Origin of the sequence: Pseudanabaena sp. PCC 6802, from assembly GCF_000332175.1 — a bacterium.
In the GTDB taxonomy this organism is placed as follows: Bacteria; Cyanobacteriota; Cyanobacteriia; order Pseudanabaenales; family Pseudanabaenaceae; genus PCC-6802.
This window is the reverse complement of the sequence record NZ_KB235914.1, coordinates 69,966-85,873: the sequence shown is the minus strand read 5'-3', so window position 1 is coordinate 85,873 and position 15,908 is coordinate 69,966. Positions and strand designations below refer to the sequence as shown.

16 protein-coding genes (1 of these 16 only partly in view) are annotated in these 15,908 nt (G+C 48.3%); 5 read left to right on the top strand and 11 right to left on the bottom strand.

The window, feature by feature from the left end; genetic code table 11:
• Positions 1 to 18 precede the first annotated feature (18 nt).
• The 11 genes from alaS to PSE6802_RS0105585 form a co-directional block, all read right to left on the bottom strand.
• On the bottom strand, positions 19 to 2,658 hold the full coding sequence (gene alaS / locus PSE6802_RS0105635; protein WP_019499075.1) for an alanine--tRNA ligase: 2,640 nt from the start codon (positions 2,656 to 2,658) through the stop codon (positions 19 to 21).
• Between the two features lie 265 nt (positions 2,659 to 2,923).
• Positions 2,924 to 4,321 carry a ferredoxin:protochlorophyllide reductase (ATP-dependent) subunit N gene (locus tag PSE6802_RS0105630; RefSeq protein ID WP_026103089.1) on the bottom strand — a complete coding sequence of 466 codons (1,398 nt, stop codon included), beginning with the start codon at positions 4,319 to 4,321 and terminating at the stop codon, positions 2,924 to 2,926.
• A gap of 199 nt (positions 4,322 to 4,520) precedes the next feature.
• Entirely contained in the window at positions 4,521 to 5,375 is an 855-nt protein-coding gene (gene bchL, locus PSE6802_RS0105625) for a ferredoxin:protochlorophyllide reductase (ATP-dependent) iron-sulfur ATP-binding protein (RefSeq protein ID WP_019499073.1), read from the bottom strand.
• Between the two features lie 758 nt (positions 5,376 to 6,133).
• Positions 6,134 to 6,328, bottom strand: coding sequence for a DUF2283 domain-containing protein (locus PSE6802_RS0105620; RefSeq protein ID WP_019499072.1), 195 nt, complete (start codon positions 6,326 to 6,328; stop codon positions 6,134 to 6,136).
• A gap of 110 nt (positions 6,329 to 6,438) precedes the next feature.
• Entirely contained in the window at positions 6,439 to 6,576 is a 138-nt protein-coding gene (locus tag PSE6802_RS34420; RefSeq protein ID WP_019499071.1) for a hypothetical protein, read from the bottom strand.
• A gap of 8 nt (positions 6,577 to 6,584) precedes the next feature.
• A complete protein-coding gene (locus PSE6802_RS27935) occupies positions 6,585 to 6,866 on the bottom strand; it encodes a hypothetical protein (protein WP_019499070.1) in 282 nt (93 codons plus the stop codon).
• A gap of 106 nt (positions 6,867 to 6,972) precedes the next feature.
• Positions 6,973 to 7,200, bottom strand: coding sequence for a type II toxin-antitoxin system HicA family toxin (locus PSE6802_RS0105605; RefSeq protein ID WP_019499069.1), 228 nt, complete (start codon positions 7,198 to 7,200; stop codon positions 6,973 to 6,975).
• Positions 7,200 to 7,409, bottom strand: coding sequence for a type II toxin-antitoxin system HicB family antitoxin (locus PSE6802_RS0105600; protein WP_019499068.1), 210 nt, complete (start codon positions 7,407 to 7,409; stop codon positions 7,200 to 7,202). The genes PSE6802_RS0105605 and PSE6802_RS0105600 overlap by 1 nt, the downstream gene beginning before the upstream one ends.
• A gap of 339 nt (positions 7,410 to 7,748) precedes the next feature.
• Entirely contained in the window at positions 7,749 to 10,325 is a 2,577-nt protein-coding gene (locus PSE6802_RS0105595; RefSeq protein WP_019499067.1) for a M1 family metallopeptidase, read from the bottom strand.
• A gap of 166 nt (positions 10,326 to 10,491) precedes the next feature.
• Entirely contained in the window at positions 10,492 to 10,836 is a 345-nt protein-coding gene (locus PSE6802_RS0105590; RefSeq protein WP_019499066.1) for a hypothetical protein, read from the bottom strand.
• A gap of 159 nt (positions 10,837 to 10,995) precedes the next feature.
• Positions 10,996 to 11,415 carry a lysozyme inhibitor LprI family protein gene (locus tag PSE6802_RS0105585; protein ID WP_019499065.1) on the bottom strand — a complete coding sequence of 140 codons (420 nt, stop codon included), beginning with the start codon at positions 11,413 to 11,415 and terminating at the stop codon, positions 10,996 to 10,998.
• Positions 11,416 to 11,487: 72 nt separating this feature from the next.
• Here PSE6802_RS0105585 and PSE6802_RS0105580 point away from each other — a divergent pair, with 72 nt between their 5' ends.
• From PSE6802_RS0105580 to PSE6802_RS0105560, 5 genes are all read left to right on the top strand, one after another.
• On the top strand, positions 11,488 to 12,615 hold the full coding sequence (locus tag PSE6802_RS0105580) for an aldo/keto reductase (RefSeq protein WP_019499064.1): 1,128 nt from the start codon (positions 11,488 to 11,490) through the stop codon (positions 12,613 to 12,615).
• Complete coding sequence (locus PSE6802_RS30820) at positions 12,606 to 13,088, top strand: hypothetical protein (protein WP_019499063.1); 483 nt, start codon at positions 12,606 to 12,608, stop codon at positions 13,086 to 13,088. The genes PSE6802_RS0105580 and PSE6802_RS30820 overlap by 10 nt, the downstream gene beginning before the upstream one ends.
• A gap of 277 nt (positions 13,089 to 13,365) precedes the next feature.
• Entirely contained in the window at positions 13,366 to 14,415 is a 1,050-nt protein-coding gene (locus PSE6802_RS27925; protein WP_019499062.1) for a late competence development ComFB family protein, read from the top strand.
• A 61-nt stretch (positions 14,416 to 14,476) separates the two neighbouring features.
• On the top strand, positions 14,477 to 15,679 hold the full coding sequence (gene sat / locus PSE6802_RS0105565) for a sulfate adenylyltransferase (protein ID WP_019499061.1): 1,203 nt from the start codon (positions 14,477 to 14,479) through the stop codon (positions 15,677 to 15,679).
• A gap of 33 nt (positions 15,680 to 15,712) precedes the next feature.
• On the top strand, positions 15,713 to 15,908 hold the 5' end (the start) of the coding sequence (locus PSE6802_RS0105560; RefSeq protein ID WP_019499060.1) for a M48 family metallopeptidase. 518 nt of this gene lie beyond the right edge of the window; 196 of the gene's 714 nt are visible here — the first part of the coding sequence; its start codon is at positions 15,713 to 15,715; its stop codon lies beyond the right edge, outside the window.

The following is a 15,908-nucleotide window of genomic DNA, read 5'->3' as shown; positions in this document are numbered from 1 at the left end:
TCTGTATCTTGGTATTTCCTAACTGGTTAAGGCTTTTTTTAGTTGTTCGAGCGCGACTTTTAAAGCCTCTGGCAGTTTATCAGGCTCTTTGCCACCTGCTTGTGCCAGGTTGGGACGACCGCCGCCGCCACCACCGCAGATTTTGGCGATCGCGCCGATAAACTTTCCGGCCTGCAAGCCCTGCTTGTTTAACTCGCCACTGAATGCCGCGACTAAACTAACTTTGCCCGATTCGGGAACGGAGCCGAGTACTACACCGCCACTGCCGATCTTAGCCAGGAGATTTTCAGCAGCGGTTTTGAGGGATTCGGCATCGACATTATCTAGCTGAGCCACGAGGATTTTATGCTTGCCAATCGGTTCTGCCTGGGCTAGTAGGCTTTCAGCTTTAGTTAAAGCGAGTTCCTGCTGCAAGCTCTCGATTTGTTTTTGGGCAGTTTTTAGATCGTTCTGTAAGTTGGTAATGCGATCCGAGATTTCTTCTGGCTTGACCTTGAAGCGATCGCTTAGATCCCGCGTGACGCTATCGCGCACTGCCAGGTAATCGAGTACGGCCTGTCCTGCCACCGCCTCAATGCGCCTGATACCAGAAGCAACTCCAGCTTCAGACATTATTTTAAACAAACCGATTTCCGCCGTATTTGTAACGTGCGTGCCGCCGCATAGTTCCATCGACACATCTGGGATGTCGATTACGCGCACCTCTGCGCCGTATTTTTCGCCGAACATGGCGATCGCACCCTTGGCTTTGGCTTCGGCGATCGGCATCACGGCAATGTGGGAAGTATGGGCTTCGGCAATCCAATTGTTGATTTGAGCCTCGATCTGTTGCAGTTCGTCGGCGGTGACGGGACGCGGTAGATTGAAGTCAAAGCGCAGCCGATCTGCCGCCACTAACGAACCTGCTTGCGAGACGTTAGGATCGACAATTTTTTTGAGTGCCGCTTGCAGCAAATGTGTTGCTGTGTGATGAGACTGGATGCGGCGGCGCTGGGAAACTCCCACCTGGGCGTTTATCTGCTCGCCAACACAAACCGTACCGCGTTCGACATGCCCGACGTGCAAGAATAAATCCGACTCTTTTTGCACGTCGTCAACGCGAATAATGGCGTTCTCGCTGGAAATAAACCCGCGATCGCCTACTTGTCCGCCTGATTCGGCATAGAAAGGCGTGCGATCCAGAATCAGGCGAACGCGATCGCCAGGATGGGCAGACTCAGCCCTGATGCCATTCACTAGCATCAGTTTAATCTGGGCATCGCTGCTGAGGTGGGTATAGCCCAGAAATTCTGTCTTACCTACTTCCTTAACCAGATCTGACCAATTTACCTGCGTCATCAGATCGATATCGACGTGAGCTTCTTTAGAACGCTCTTGCTGCTCTAGCATTGCCGCATCAAAGCCCTCGGTATCCACAGTTAAACCTTGCTCTTCGGCTATCTCTTGGGTCAGCTCTAATGGAAATCCATAGGTGTCGTAGAGCGTAAATGCATCTTGACCGCCGATCGTCTTGCTGCTCTGGGTGTCAGGGCGCTCCAGGATTTCTGCCAATAACTTCTCACCGCGTTCCAGGGTTTGGAGGAAGCGGTTTTCTTCTCGCTGCAACTCTGCTTTAATCGCAGTTTCGCGATCGCGGACGTTAGGATAGATTGCCTCGGATAGAGCGATCGCGGTTTCGGCTACCTCGGTGGTAAATTCCCGTTCGATGCCGATTAGACGACCGTGCCGCACGACCCGCCGCAGGAGGCGACGCAGTACGTAACCTCTGCCAACATTCGAGGCAGTAATACCATCGGCAACCATGTGCACGACAGCGCGAACGTGATCGCCAATCACCTTCAGCGAAGTTTTAACTTTCTCATTACTCTTGTGATAGTCGATGCCAGCAATATCAGCAGCGGTTTTGATGATGGGGAAAATCAGATCGGTTTCGTAGTTATTGGGAACGCGCTGCAATACTTGCGCCATGCGCTCTAAGCCCATACCCGTATCGATATTCTGCTTTTTGAGCGGTGTGAGATGACCGTTAGCATCTCGATTTAATTCCATAAATACGAGATTGTAGATTTCCAGAAAGCGCGAATCGTCTTCTAGATCGATCTTGTCATCGCCTTCCTCGGGCTTGAAATCAAAGAAGATTTCAGAACACGGCCCGCAGGGGCCAGTTGGGCCTGATGCCCAGAAGTTATCCTCGCCCATGCGCTGAATGCGGTGGGCGGGAATGCCAATAACATCGCGCCAAATGGCAAAGGCATCGTCGTCTTCGTAAAAGACGCTCACCACCAGGCGATCGCTAGGCAACTTGTAAACCTTAGTAACTAACTCCCAGCCCCAGGCGATCGCTTCTTTTTTGAAATAATCGCCAAAGCTAAAGTTACCGAGCATTTCAAAAAAGGTATGGTGCCGCGCCGTGCGCCCGACATTCTCGATGTCATTGGTACGCACGCATTTCTGTGAAGTGGTAGCGCGCGGAACCTCTGCCTCCTTTTGTCCTAGAAATATGGGCTTGAATGGTAGCATCCCCGCGATCGTCAGCAGCACCGTCGGATCTTCGGGTACTAGAGATGCACTAGGCAAAACTTTGTGGTCGCGCTTGGCAAAGAACTTGAGGAAGCGATCGCGAATTTCAGCACCAGTGAGAGCAGGAAAGCTAGACATGGCAAAGGGTTACAGAAGTTAAAATTACTTAATTATTATGTTAACGCCTACGGTCTATGGTTTGCCTATTTTTTGACGTACTCTCACGGCTCCGTTGCGCTATTGCGTTTTTCACTTAAAAGAGGACACTTTGCATCAACGGCACCCTCCTTGTGCATAGGCGGCGATAGTTCCTGTTTGCCGAAATCTCCTCACCACATTAATAAAAAAAGGACATCCCCCACTGAGAATGCCCTCATGATTTAGGGTTATTTTGCGAGCAACGCTAGACTTTAGCTTCCTCGCGCACGAGTTTATCCCAGCCCAGGTTTTTGAGATTGTCGTTGCGGCGCAGCGGACGAGTAACCAATTCCAAAATGTCGCGAGCGTTGGAGAACCCATGCATTTGAGCGAAGGTGAATTCCACCGACCACTTGGTATTGATGCCACGCGCTTCTAAGGGATTGGCATGAGCCATACCCGTAATCACTAGATCGGGATTTAGCTCGTAAATGCGTTCCACCTGATTGTAGTTGTCGGGCTTCTCGATAATCTTGGGCAGTGGCACTCCCATGTCGATGCAGGTTTGCTTTAGTAACTCTAACTCAGCCGCTTGATAGCGCTGATCCATATAGGGAATCCCAATTTCCTGCACGGTCATGCCGCAGCGTACCAGGAAGCGAGCGAGCGAAACTTCCAACAGGTTATCGCCCATGAAGAACACTGATTTGCCCCGAATCAGTTTCAGATAGTCTTCCATGCTTTCCCAGATTTGTTGTTCCCTTTCTGCCAAACCTTTAGGCGTGACTCCCATCACCGAACAGATCTTCTCAATCCAGGCGCGAGTTCCATCGGGGCCGATCGGAAAGGGAGCGCCAATTAGCTTGCACTTGCGGCGGCGCATCAGTGTGGTCGCCGTCCGACTGAGGAAAGGGTTCACGCCGCAAACGTAGTAGCCCTCGGCAATTACAGGCAATTCCGTAAAACGCTTGGCTGGCAACCAGCCAGACACCTTAATTCCCTGTTTCTTTAGCTCCATCGTGAGATTTGTCACGACTGGATCTGGGAGCGAACCAAACATTACGAGTGGTGGATGATTGGCATAGCCTTCCTCTTCTGCTTCTACTTCTTCTTTTTTCTTACCGAAGTTAAGCAACGAAGTGATGGCATTGCGCTCTTTCTTTTCTTCTTCGGGGGCTTTATCTGGGCAACGCGCTGCCATTGCGGCCAACACGGTGTCTTCACCTTGCGTAAAGGCATAGTCCAATCCGTTGGCGCGAGCAACCACGATGGGAATGCCAATTTCAGCTTCCAGCTTGGGAGCCAGACCTTCTAGATCCATCTTGATAATTTCAGTAGTGCAGGTGCCGATCCAGACAATTACGCTGGGGTTGCGATCGCGCTTAATCTGCAAGCACAGACGCTTCAGCTCTTCGTAATCGTTCAATTGGGCAGAGATATCGCCCTCTTCGAGTTCTGCCATAGCATAGCGTGGTTCGGCAAAAATCATCACGCCCATAGCGTTTTGGAGGAAGTAACCGCAGGTCTTAGTGCCGATCACTAAGAAGAAGCTATCTTCAATCTTCTGATACAGCCAGGCCACGCAGCTAATCGGACAAAAGGTGTGATAGTTACCAGTTTCGCACTCAAAGCTCAAAGCTTGAGGTTCAGCAGTCATTGTCATAGTCTTTATCTATTTTTTAAGTTAATTGTTGCTGAAATTGTTTCTGAGAATAATCCATTGATGTAGGGGTAGATTTAATGTAGGGGGCAGGTTTTGCGCGAGATTTATTGATGAAAATCAAAGAACTCTAGCCAAACCTGCCCCTACCGAATCGCCCATCAAAAATCCATCAACCGATCGCCAATCAAATGCTCTCGACCTAAACCATCATTAGATCTAATTCTTCTACCTTGGGAGTGGTGGGATTGAGGTAGAAGTCAGAGAGTAGGGTAAATAGATCGCGATCGGCAGCATCCTTGGGAATTACGCCTTCAGGTAGCGATAATAGCTGATCGGCAATATTGAGATAGTAATCGCAAACGTAGTTGAGATCCGGATCGGTCTCTGCCATTTCAAACAAAGTCTTGCCTTTAACCCGCGATACGCGGATATCTTCAATCAGGGGCAAAATTTCCAGAACTGGCATGGGTACGTGGTTGATGTACTTATCAATTAGATCGCGTTTGCTGGTGCGATTGCCAATTAAGCCAGCCAGCCGCAAAGAGTGCGTGCGAGATTTTTCGCGGACAGAAGCAGCAATGCGATTGGCAGCGAATAGAGCATCAAAACCGTTGTCGGTTACGATCAAGCAGTAGTCAGCATAGTTGAGCGGTGCGGCAAATCCACCGCAAACTACGTCACCCAATACGTCAAACAAAATTACGTCATATTCATCGAAGGCATTTAATTCCTTTAAGAGCTTGACGGTTTCTCCAACAACATAGCCGCCGCAACCTGCCCCTGCTGGCGGCCCGCCTGCTTCGACGCAATCCACACCACCATATCCTTTGTAGATTACATCTTCCGGCCACACATCTTCGTAGTGATAGTCCTTTTCAGCCAGGGTGTCGATGATCGTTGGAATTAGGTAACCAGTGAGGGTAAAGGTACTGTCGTGTTTTGGATCGCAGCCAATTTGTAAAACCTTTTTGCCACGCTTGGCTAGAGCAACCGAGATATTGCAACTAGTGGTGGACTTACCAATGCCACCCTTTCCATATACTGCTAGTTTCACTTTATATTCTCCAATTAATCCAAAACAGTCAAAAAAATTTGATATGCACTTGTCAGCATTATTGACGATCGCAGACCCAATTAAAAGAGCATCGCAAAAGATATGTGGCTCTAAATCAGCTTAATTAGTCAATATATTTTTTTATTAAGTCCCCATAGGTTTCAAACCCCCTCTAGAAATCTTTAATATCACTTTAATTGGTTTTGTGTATTTAATTTTAATAAAATAAAAACAAAAGACAAATTAACCTTATCTCTTGTAATGTAAGGGTTTTAATAATATACAGGCGATTGTCTGGTGACGCTTTTTCGTTGATTGGTTAGCGATCCCAGCTTGCAAACTGCAACCGAAAAGCGACTTTGTTAATTGTTGTGAATTTTTGCCTGAGCAGGAGCTTGCAGCCATCCTCTTGAAACTTAAGTGGTTCTGGGTTATGCCAAATCCTGATTTATTCATTGCTTTTCTCGGAGTCCGCGCTGCTAGACTTTAGTTTGTGCAGCCCCGATGTCACCAGGTAAATATCTAATCGATCGCCGCAATAGTCATGTCAGTTTTAACCCTAAAGCTTCGAGTTGCCGATCTATCCAAGCAGTTGCCGTTGCTCGATCGGTTTCTATTGTCGTTACATATAGCGGTTTTCAGATCAGAAAAAGTAGGGGGTTTGGGGGCGTTGCCCCCAAGAAGGGGTGGAACCCCTTCACCCCAAAAATAAAACCCGTTCTCAAGTGAAAACCGCTATATCTGTTTTAGCAATTTTGTCAGGAGGCTAATAATGCAGTCACAGTTTCATTTGACATAAAGCGTCGAAAATCCAGGATTTCAACCAGAACTAGCTTGTCATCTTGAGAATAATGCAAAATCACTTGTCCTTCATCTTCAGCATAGGCAATTGGCTCGTTGGAAAGTTCAATTAAGAGAGCATCAACATCTTTGCTATAACTAATCTTTTTCATATCTAGACCTCCTGCCAGGATAAAGGGTGACGATTAAAATAAAAGCATTGAATTCTCGATAAATGACTCGAAGCACTAAATTTTCGTCTAAACGTTTTTGTGCGATTGTTTTATCCGCTTCCCCCTGTTTCCAGTTTGTCTGGCGATCGCACCGTTTCCATTACAAAGTTTGTATCGATGATTATTTCATGACTCGCTAAAACCTCCATTTTTAATTGAGCATGTTCGCTAAAGCGAATTTCTTTCATCTCTTATTTCAACGTTTGCATTTTTTTAGATTATAGTCATTCTGCTTGGGGTGAAGAGTTGCGATCGCTCTTTGGTAAATTTTTAAATTGCTGCAGCGATCGCAAAATATCGGCTCGCGGCTAAAAATTTCGATTGTTTCACCTTCGGCGCTCGCTCGTTCCATCGCCACGTCTTCGATAATTTCTGCCAGAAAATCGGAAACTTCTTCTCGGTTCTCGTGCAGCCGTTCCACGATCGCACTTTTTAAAATTTCCTTCAGTTGCTCTGGGTTGAGGGTAATTTCAGACATTGTGCCTCCATGAGATTAATTTACGCTCGATCGCTGCAAGTTGTTGGTTTATCTGGGCGATCGCACGTTCTACTCTGGCTTTTGGGAATTTCCAGCAAATGTTGGATTATTCTAGCAAATTTAGCAATTCATCTTTAGTTAAATCGCTGTCTCGAAGAATCTTCAAAAGTAGCCCCTTACCAATTGTCTTACCGACGTGAACGGGAATAGAGACAACTCTATTATCTTCGTGCTTCATCCGAACATGGCTACCCTTTTGCCTCACTATATAGAAACCAATCTTTTGAAGTGCAGCAATCAGTTCTTCTCCGGTTAGGTTTGGGAGTTTTGCCACTAGACCACCACCCTCTGAATGCCAATGAATTCAGTAGTCGATCGTTCTTCAAGTTCCTCAAGGCACATTTCAATGACTTCGCGGATATTTTGCATTAGCTCATCAATAGTTTCTCCCTGGCTATAGCAAGCTTTGAGTTGGGGGACTTCACCAACATATATTCCATCTTCATCTCTTTCAATCACAACATAAAACTCTCTGTTCGTCATTTTTCTGTTCTCCGTAGGTTTTGGTTGAAGGTTGGCGCAATTTCAAATTGCTGGCTTATCCAAGCGATCGCTCGTTCTCCACCGAATAGGGTAAATTTCACGACTTGGAAGGTTAGCACTCAGTTACAGGGCTGAAACCCAGTATCCTCGTTGAAAAGGCTAAAATGCTCATCCTCTAAGTCCCTTATTTGGCAAGGTTTTCAAAATAACCTTCCAAGTCGTGTAAATTTAACGATCTGCCCGCGATCGCTTGTCGATGAGGCTTGTCTAACTGGCATCTTCAAATCGACTTGATGCTAGTGCTTTCCCCATCGAGGACTTGCAGCATAAGATTACTCGTCAGCCCTTAACCGTCTTTGCCTCGATCGCTTCCAACCGACTCTTTAACTCCTGATTCTCTTTCTTTAACTTATCCATTTCCTCGCGCAATTGCTTGATACCTGCATCGGCTCCGATCGCTTTCTGTACTTTTGCGATCGCTTCATCCGCCATGCGGCGCACTCGACCGTCTGGCGTGCCATCGGCTAGAGCCTGCAATATCCCAATCGCCGCCGGACTGTCCACCTGTCCCAAAGCACTGACGACGGAAACTTGGGTGAGAAAGAAGGTTTCGCTCGCCAATACCTGCAAGCGGTTCAAGATTTTGTCGGTTTTGGGTTTCGTCTGAGACTTACCCATCGCTCCTAGGGCGCGAATCGATGCCAAACGCAGCGGTTGCGGTACGTCGGGTGCCGTATATTTCATGACGATATCCAGGGCTTCGTCGGATTCTTTTAACTTGGCTAAACCCGCGATCGCGCCGGAACGAACCACTTCGTTCCATCCTTCCTCCTCTTTGAGAACTTCGCGCAGCCATTTGATGACCTTATCCGGTTCGTAGTCAGGCAGCGCGGCAGCAATTTCGCCGATACTGGTAGCAGCGGCTGCCTCCACTAAATAGCTGGGATCGCCTTTGCGCACGAAGGGCTTAATCGCTTGCAAGCTGGATTCGGTTTTGAACTTGCTCAGGCCGCTAATTACCGCCTTGCGCACCCTGGCATCTTTATCTCCCAATCCCTTAACCAGAGCGGCACAGGCTTGATCTAAATTAATCGCAGCGAGAGCGTCAGCTACCTCCACGCGCACGCCCCAGAATGACTCCTCCAGCAGGGCTTTCTCCAGCGCTTTCACGGCTTCCAGGTTGCCTTTCTTTGCCAATGCCTGCGCGCACTGAATCTTTGCCAGCGGATCGGGATCGAACTGCAATCCTGCTTTCAACTCTGCAAGTCCATACTCCAAAGTCACTTGTTTGAGATAGTTGTTGCCGCGATCGAAGCTGATAAAGCTGGGCTTAGTCTCCAATGGGAAGTAGAAAGCCTGTTCTTTCTCAAATACTCTCACCGTAAATGTCTTTTGAGTCACTGCTTGCTGTCCGTTCTGTACTTCAAATCCGAAAGCGATCGGAATTTTGAGGTCGAATAGTTCCTCTTGGGTTTGCGCGACCGTGACTTTGGCTAGCTTGTTATCCTCATCCCAACTGTAGCCAACTTTATATTCGGGATGTCCGCCCCGGAAGACATATTGATCGAAAAGAAAGAGAACGTTTCTCCCAGTCGTTTGCTCGATCGCTCTGATCAAGTCAATCGTCTCCACGGTTTTGTGGGCGTTCTGCCGCACGAAAGTATGGATGGATTGCCAAAACAAGTCGTCGCCCAACTCGGTGCGCAGCATGTGATAGACGCAGCCGCCCTTTTCGTAAATGTGGCGATCGTATAGCTCGATCGCTTCGCGATAGACATGGGTAACCATCGGACGGCGATAGCGCTCGGCATCTTCGGTGAAGTAGCGACTCGCTTCGCCCAGGCGATAATAGGCGGCTTCTTCGGCACCATATTCGTGCTCCGTCCACAGCACCTCAGCGTAAGTAGCAGCACCTTCTTTTACCCAGGCATGGGACCAATGTTTGATTACAACCAGATCGCCAAACCACTGGTGCGCCAGTTCGTGCGCCACCAGACTTTCCGTACCGCGATTGTCCAGAGCGGCGCGTTCGTCTAAAACGCAGCGATCGGTTAGCAATGTGGTGGAGGTATTCTCCATGCCACCAAAGATAAAGTCGGCTACGCATACCTGCGCGTATTTGGGGAAAGCATAGTCGTAGCCGTATTTCTGGCTGAAAAACTCGATCATGCGCGGCGTTTTGCCCATGCTCAAGACGGCTTCGGCTGCCGTGCGCGAGCGATCGACATAGTAGGTAACAGGGATGCCGCGCCAATTATCTTTGACCTCGATAAAATCCCCGATCGCTAAGGTCACCAGATAGCTAGGATGTACTTCGCGCTGCACCCAATGGTAAATCTTGTCATTACCATCTTGAGAGGTACTGACTAGCTCGCCGTTGGAAATTGCCATGAGATGACCGGGCACGCGCACTTTAATTTCGGAGGTGGCAAGCTGGCCGGGATAGTCAAAGCAGGGGAACCAATAGCGGGAATCCTCATCTTCTCCCTGCGTCCATACTTGCGTGGGTTTCTTGGGGTAATGCTCCGTGGGCGTGACAAAATAGATCCCCCGTTGCGGTTGCACGGCAGCATAGTTAATTTCTAGCGCGACGCGATCGCCGATCGCCGTCGGCTTAGCCAGCTTTACTTTTAAGCATTCACCATCGTAGTCAAATTGCTGGGCGATATTACCAACCTGCACCGATGCAATTTCCAGATTGACCGCGTCGAGTTCGAGATCGGTAATGCCATTGCGCACGGGGTTCAGGCGAATTTGGCAAACTCCCCGCAATGTTTTATTCGGAATATCGACGCTGAGATCCAGACTGATATGTTCTACTTGCCCTGGGCGATCGGGATTGTAGTGGGGCTTGGCTCCGGGCATCTGAAAAGATTTGCGCTTGCCGTTACCGTTGTCTGTGTCCCAATTAGCCATAGATATTTCCTCTCAAAATAAATTAGCGATCGCATCACAATTTTAAGCAATCGCTCGGGGTTGCGATCTGTGCGAATTGGCAACTCGCATCAAAAAATGGGGGCTGCCATTTCAGCGACAGTCCCCATTTTATTTCTTGAAAAGTTGCTTGTGGGTATCAGCGGTTTTATTGGAACACGATCGGATCGTCTAGATTTTTACAAAAATCGATCCGACTTGGCTGACTTTCGCTGCCGTCGCTAAATACAGCTTTAATCAATTGGCTGCAACCTTGATTGTTTGTCGAGCTATCCCAAATCATTTTTGCTTGGGCACCGACTCCAACCCCCGAACCAATGTCAAAGTAGCCCCAGCTACTACCATTTTCAGAAACCAGAAGTTGTTTAATGGCAGCACTCGAATTATTACGGACGTAGAAATACCATTGTTCTGCTGAAGCAGCATTGGGCAGCGCTACGGTACTCAGCGCCAGCAGTGCAATAGACGCAAAGACATGATTTTTCTTGAACATTTTAATTCCCCTAATTTATTTTAATTCCCCTAATTTAAGTATGACTAGCATTGCTTTTGCCCAGACTTGCGTATCTAGACTTGTTTCATTAGCCTACCCAAATTAGCTGGAAAATAGCGCAATCTTGGATTTGATTTTTATCTGCAAGCTAATTCCTAGCTAATCTTCCAAATAGCTTTCCAAATCTTTGGTGCGTTGTATGGTCAGGCTGCGCAGGCAACCAGAGTAATGGAGAGGAGCGATCGAGCCGCCGCCAGACCTACCGTAAGCAAAGTCGCAGGCTTTATCTCTAAATTTAATCCAGGCTAGCTGTGCCTCTACGAGCTTTGCTTTTTGCGATCCGCTCTGCTTGGCAATTAACCTTTGATAGACTTGGTTGAGCTTGCGATCCGCAACTTTAGCGTCTCGTGCCGCGCATTCGTTCAAGTCTTGCTGAGTTATCGCCTTAGAGCAGTCAAGTTTTTGTGCTTTTTGCGCAATGCTTGAATCATCAGGCTTGCCCCAAGCTACATTAGTTACAGGCAGTGCGATCGCCACCAGGATAGCGATCGTAGAAACATAACCCCAGCGCATAAACATAAAAGTAGAGGTAATAATTCAGGAATTTGACAATCTGGATGATGCTTACAAATATTAACTGTTAAATCAACTATGCGCTATCGACGCTTTGGCAAAACTGAGATGCTCCTGTCGGTGTTTTCCTTTGGCACCATGCGTTACTTGCAATCGGAGTCAAATGCCGTCGCTACCACTTTCAAGGCTGTTGAACTGGGCATTAACCACATTGAAACCGCTAAGGGATATGGCAAAAGCGAGCAATTTATTGGTGCCGCATTTCGGACTGGATTGCACGAGCAGCGCGATCGCCTCTATGTCACCACTAAAATTCCACCCATGCCGGATGCCGATACGATGCGCCAGTATATCCAGCAGTCCCTGCAAAAAATGCATCTGGACTACATCGACAACTTCGATCTGCACGGCATCAATACCTGGGAGCACCTGGAGATGGTGCAGCGTCCCAACGGTTGCATGCAAGCTGTACGAGAAGCCTTAGATCGGAAAATTATTCGTCACGTCGGTTTTTCCACCCATGGACCCCTAGAAGTAATCCTGGCAGCGATCGATACCGATCTATTCGAGTCTGTTAACCTGCATTACTACTATTTCAACCAGCGCAATCAGCCCGCCGTGCAACTAGCGCACGCAAAAGATATGGGCGTATTTATCATCTCCCCCTCTGATAAAGGCGGTATGCTGTACAACCCCTCAAATAAACTGCGGCAACTGTGCCATCCCTACACGCCCGTGCAGCTAAACGATCGCTTTTTGCTTGCCGATCCGCGCGTGCACACGCTCAGTCTCGGTGCGGCCAATCCCCAAGAATTCGAGGCTCATCGAGTTGCTTGGGATTGCGACGAGCCGCTATCCGACTTGGAAGCATCCCTACTAGCGAAACTAGATCGTCAGTACGATCGATTGGGTAGCGATCGCTGCTCCCAGTGTTTCGAGTGCTTGCCCTGTCCTGAAAATATTAATATTCCAGAGGTGTTGCGACTGCGGAATATGGCGATCGCCTTCGATATGCAAGAATTTGGCAAATATCGCTATAAAATGTTTGAAAACGCTGGGCACTGGTTTCCAGGTAGCAAAGCTATTAAATGTACCGACTGCGGCGATTGTTTACCCCGCTGTCCGGAAAAGTTAGATATCCCCACACTATTGCGCGATACGCATCAACGTTTATATACCCAAGAGGGCAAGCGATTATGGGAATAGATCGAGGTTTAGAAACAACAAGCGATCGGCAATCGGGGCAGAAGCACAGATATCCTCTGGGGTTATTTGTATGCTTATTGCTATCGCCAATAATTGCCTTTGGCGCGCAGGCTCAAGTTAAGTCAGTTACAGTTCCCATAGAGCCAGTTCAACCCAGCCTGTGGTGGGCGAGCGAGCGAGTTGATGAAGGTTTAGTTGAGGGCCTCACCATCGATCCTAATCTGCGGGTAGTGAGGATCGTCGTCAATCTTAGTGTTTGGGATGCGGCTGATTACATAAAGCGCTACTCGTTCATGCAAAGGCTTGGTAATAGCGCAATAGATCGTAATTACGGTATTGTCCTGAAAGATCGCAGGCAAAGGACACTAGCTGAATTTTCCAACGAGTCTGGCACTTGGGCAATGGAGCCTGCTAACTTAGATGCAACCCCTTTTCGTGCTAATCTTAGCAATCCCTTTGCGCCACGCCCATAAGTGATATATTTGTTCCCCGCCTGGGTAAGATACAGACAAATTAAAGATGAGCTGTCATTAACTTTGCATATCTAGGTCATGGCTATAGCTGACAGGCTCAGAATGGGTGCAGGGGGGAAACCCCTGGGTGGGGGCACAGCCGTCACACCCTCCTGAACTATCAGAATCTGTATACAGCTATAAAACTACTTGCTTTTTCCGAGCTTTTCCATCTGCACAATGCTTATGCCCAGATTGTAGACTGTAATTACCTGATTAGACTGAGGTTGGTGGGTATATGTCAGGCTTTAAAAATGTCATAGAGGATATAGTTGTCAAAAATGCAACTGCGCAACTTGATAATTTGCGTGCAGACATCAAGCAGCAGATAAGCATTAGCGAAATAGCAGCATTTGCACTGAATCGCCTGCCACCCCTATATGTCACCACTGAAATTGGGTGGGCGCACCAGCACAATCGTGCCCTGAATGACTTAGAAGAGGAGATCTTTAATAATGTGCGTCGTGCGATCGCGGTCTTACAAATAGGAGATCCTTTACATGACCATACCCCACTGCCCGAAGACGAGTTGTTCTGTAAAGCTAGATCTCTAGTTAAATTGGGCAAAATTCTAGAGCGAGAGCAACTACGTTGGCGAGATGTTCCCAGTGCTTTGCTCGCAGTTATGCAGACAGAAAAGGAAGAACCTGTAATCGAGGACGAAACTACTCTGCAAGAAAGTATCAAACATCTTAGCAGGGGCAAGCGCAGCGCAGTAATCGATATTAAGGGCTACCTACAAAGATCCAAGCGTCGAATGGGACTGATCCAACTTCGCGATGCCAGTTGGACGGATGCCATCAAAGCAGTTGACAGTACTGCAATTGAATATGAAGAACTTGGGTCATACGTTTTGAAAGCGCAACTTGGCTTTAGTAACGTTTTAGAAAAGTTAGTTGTCCTGGTCGCTCAACACTTAATGCGTGATGTTCCACCAGAGGTAAGCAGCCAGATTGATATGACAGAAATTGCTGCCTATGCACTAAATCGACTACCACCCATGTACGCAACTAGCGCTCGCGGTTATCAATTACTGCGGCAACGCGCCCAGGTTGAACTTACTAAAGAAATTACAGCACAGGTACGCCAAGCAATTCTCAAGGTAGGGAGATCGCCTAAACATGCCAAACCTCCCCTGCCACTGGCAAAATTTGAGAAAGAGTACGATCTAGCCCTAGAAGAACTCAAACAAATTTTAAATCGTCCAGATCTGACCAGCCAAAATGTAGTGGAAATTGTAGAAGCTACCTTAGCGGCTAGAGCGAACGAACTAACAAACTCGCACTAAATTGAGTTGGCGATCGCTTATTAGGTTTAAATACTAAAAGGTAGCTAGTTAATAAAAATTTATGGTTCGCTCATCTAAAGCAATTGCACCACATGGTGGACATCTCGTTAACCGCTTGGTATCGGAGGCCCAGCGGCAAGAATTCCTCAGCAAAGCTGAATTCTTGCCCAGAGTCCAACTCACAGAGCGATCGCTATCCGACCTCGAACTCATTGCGATCGGCGGCTTTAGTCCCCTCACCGGATTTATGAATCAAGAGGACTACGAGTCAGTCGTAATGAATATGCGACTGGCTAACGGGCTACCCTGGGCAATTCCAATTACCTTGCCCGTGGATGAAGCGATCGCTGCCCCCCTGCAAATTGGTAGTTTAGTCAGGCTCGACGACCCCAACGGCCTCTTCATCGGCGTGCTGGAACTGAGCCAAAAATATACCTACGACAAACTCAAAGAAGCGCTGCACGTCTATCGCACTAACGAAGACCGCCACCCAGGTGTCAAAGTGGTCTATACCCAAGGCAATACCTACCTGGCCGGAGATATCTGGTTGCTGGAACGCCGCCCCCATCCCAATTTCCCCACTTACCAAATCGATCCCGCCGAGTCGCGCGAACTATTCGCCGAAAAAGGTTGGCGCACGATCGTGGGCTTCCAAACCCGCAACCCCATCCACCGCGCCCACGAGTACATCCAGAAATGCGCCCTAGAAATAGTCGATGGTCTATTTCTTCATCCCCTCGTCGGAGCCACTAAAAGCGACGATGTCCCCGCCGATGTCAGGATGCGCTGCTATGAAATCATGCTGGAGCATTACTATCCCCAGGATCGGGTGATCCTGGCAATTAACCCCGCTGCCATGCGTTATGCTGGCCCCCGCGAAGCCATATTCCACGCCATTCTCCGCAAAAACTACGGCTGCACCCACTTTATTGTAGGGCGCGATCATGCGGGGGTGGGCGACTACTACGGCACCTACGATGCCCAGTATATTTTCGACGAATTTGAACCTGGCGAACTAGGCATTACACCGCTCATGTTCGAGCACGCTTTTTACTGCACCCGTACCAAAGGCATGGCGACAACCAAAACCAGTCCTAGCCTTCCAGAAGAGCGGATTCACTTATCGGGGACAAAAGTTCGCGAAATGCTCCGCCGCGGCGAATGTCCGCCACCCGAGTTTTCTCGCCCCGAAGTAGCAGCCGAACTAGCTAAGGTCATGCATCAAATGGCAATGGCAGAAGTTCCTGCGGAATTTCAGATTTAATTGGGGCAACCAGGAATATGACACGATTGACTTATGTCTTTACCAAATTATTCAGTTCGCGTTAGCCATAGAGCCAAAAATGTCAGCCTGAATGTAAACACCTTGGGCGCGATCGAAGTCGTAGTACCAGTGGGTTACGATCTCGATCGAGTTCCAGATCTAATTCATCGCAAGCAGCGCTGGCTGAAATCAGCTGTCGAACAGGTTGCAAGTATCAGATCTCAGCCCG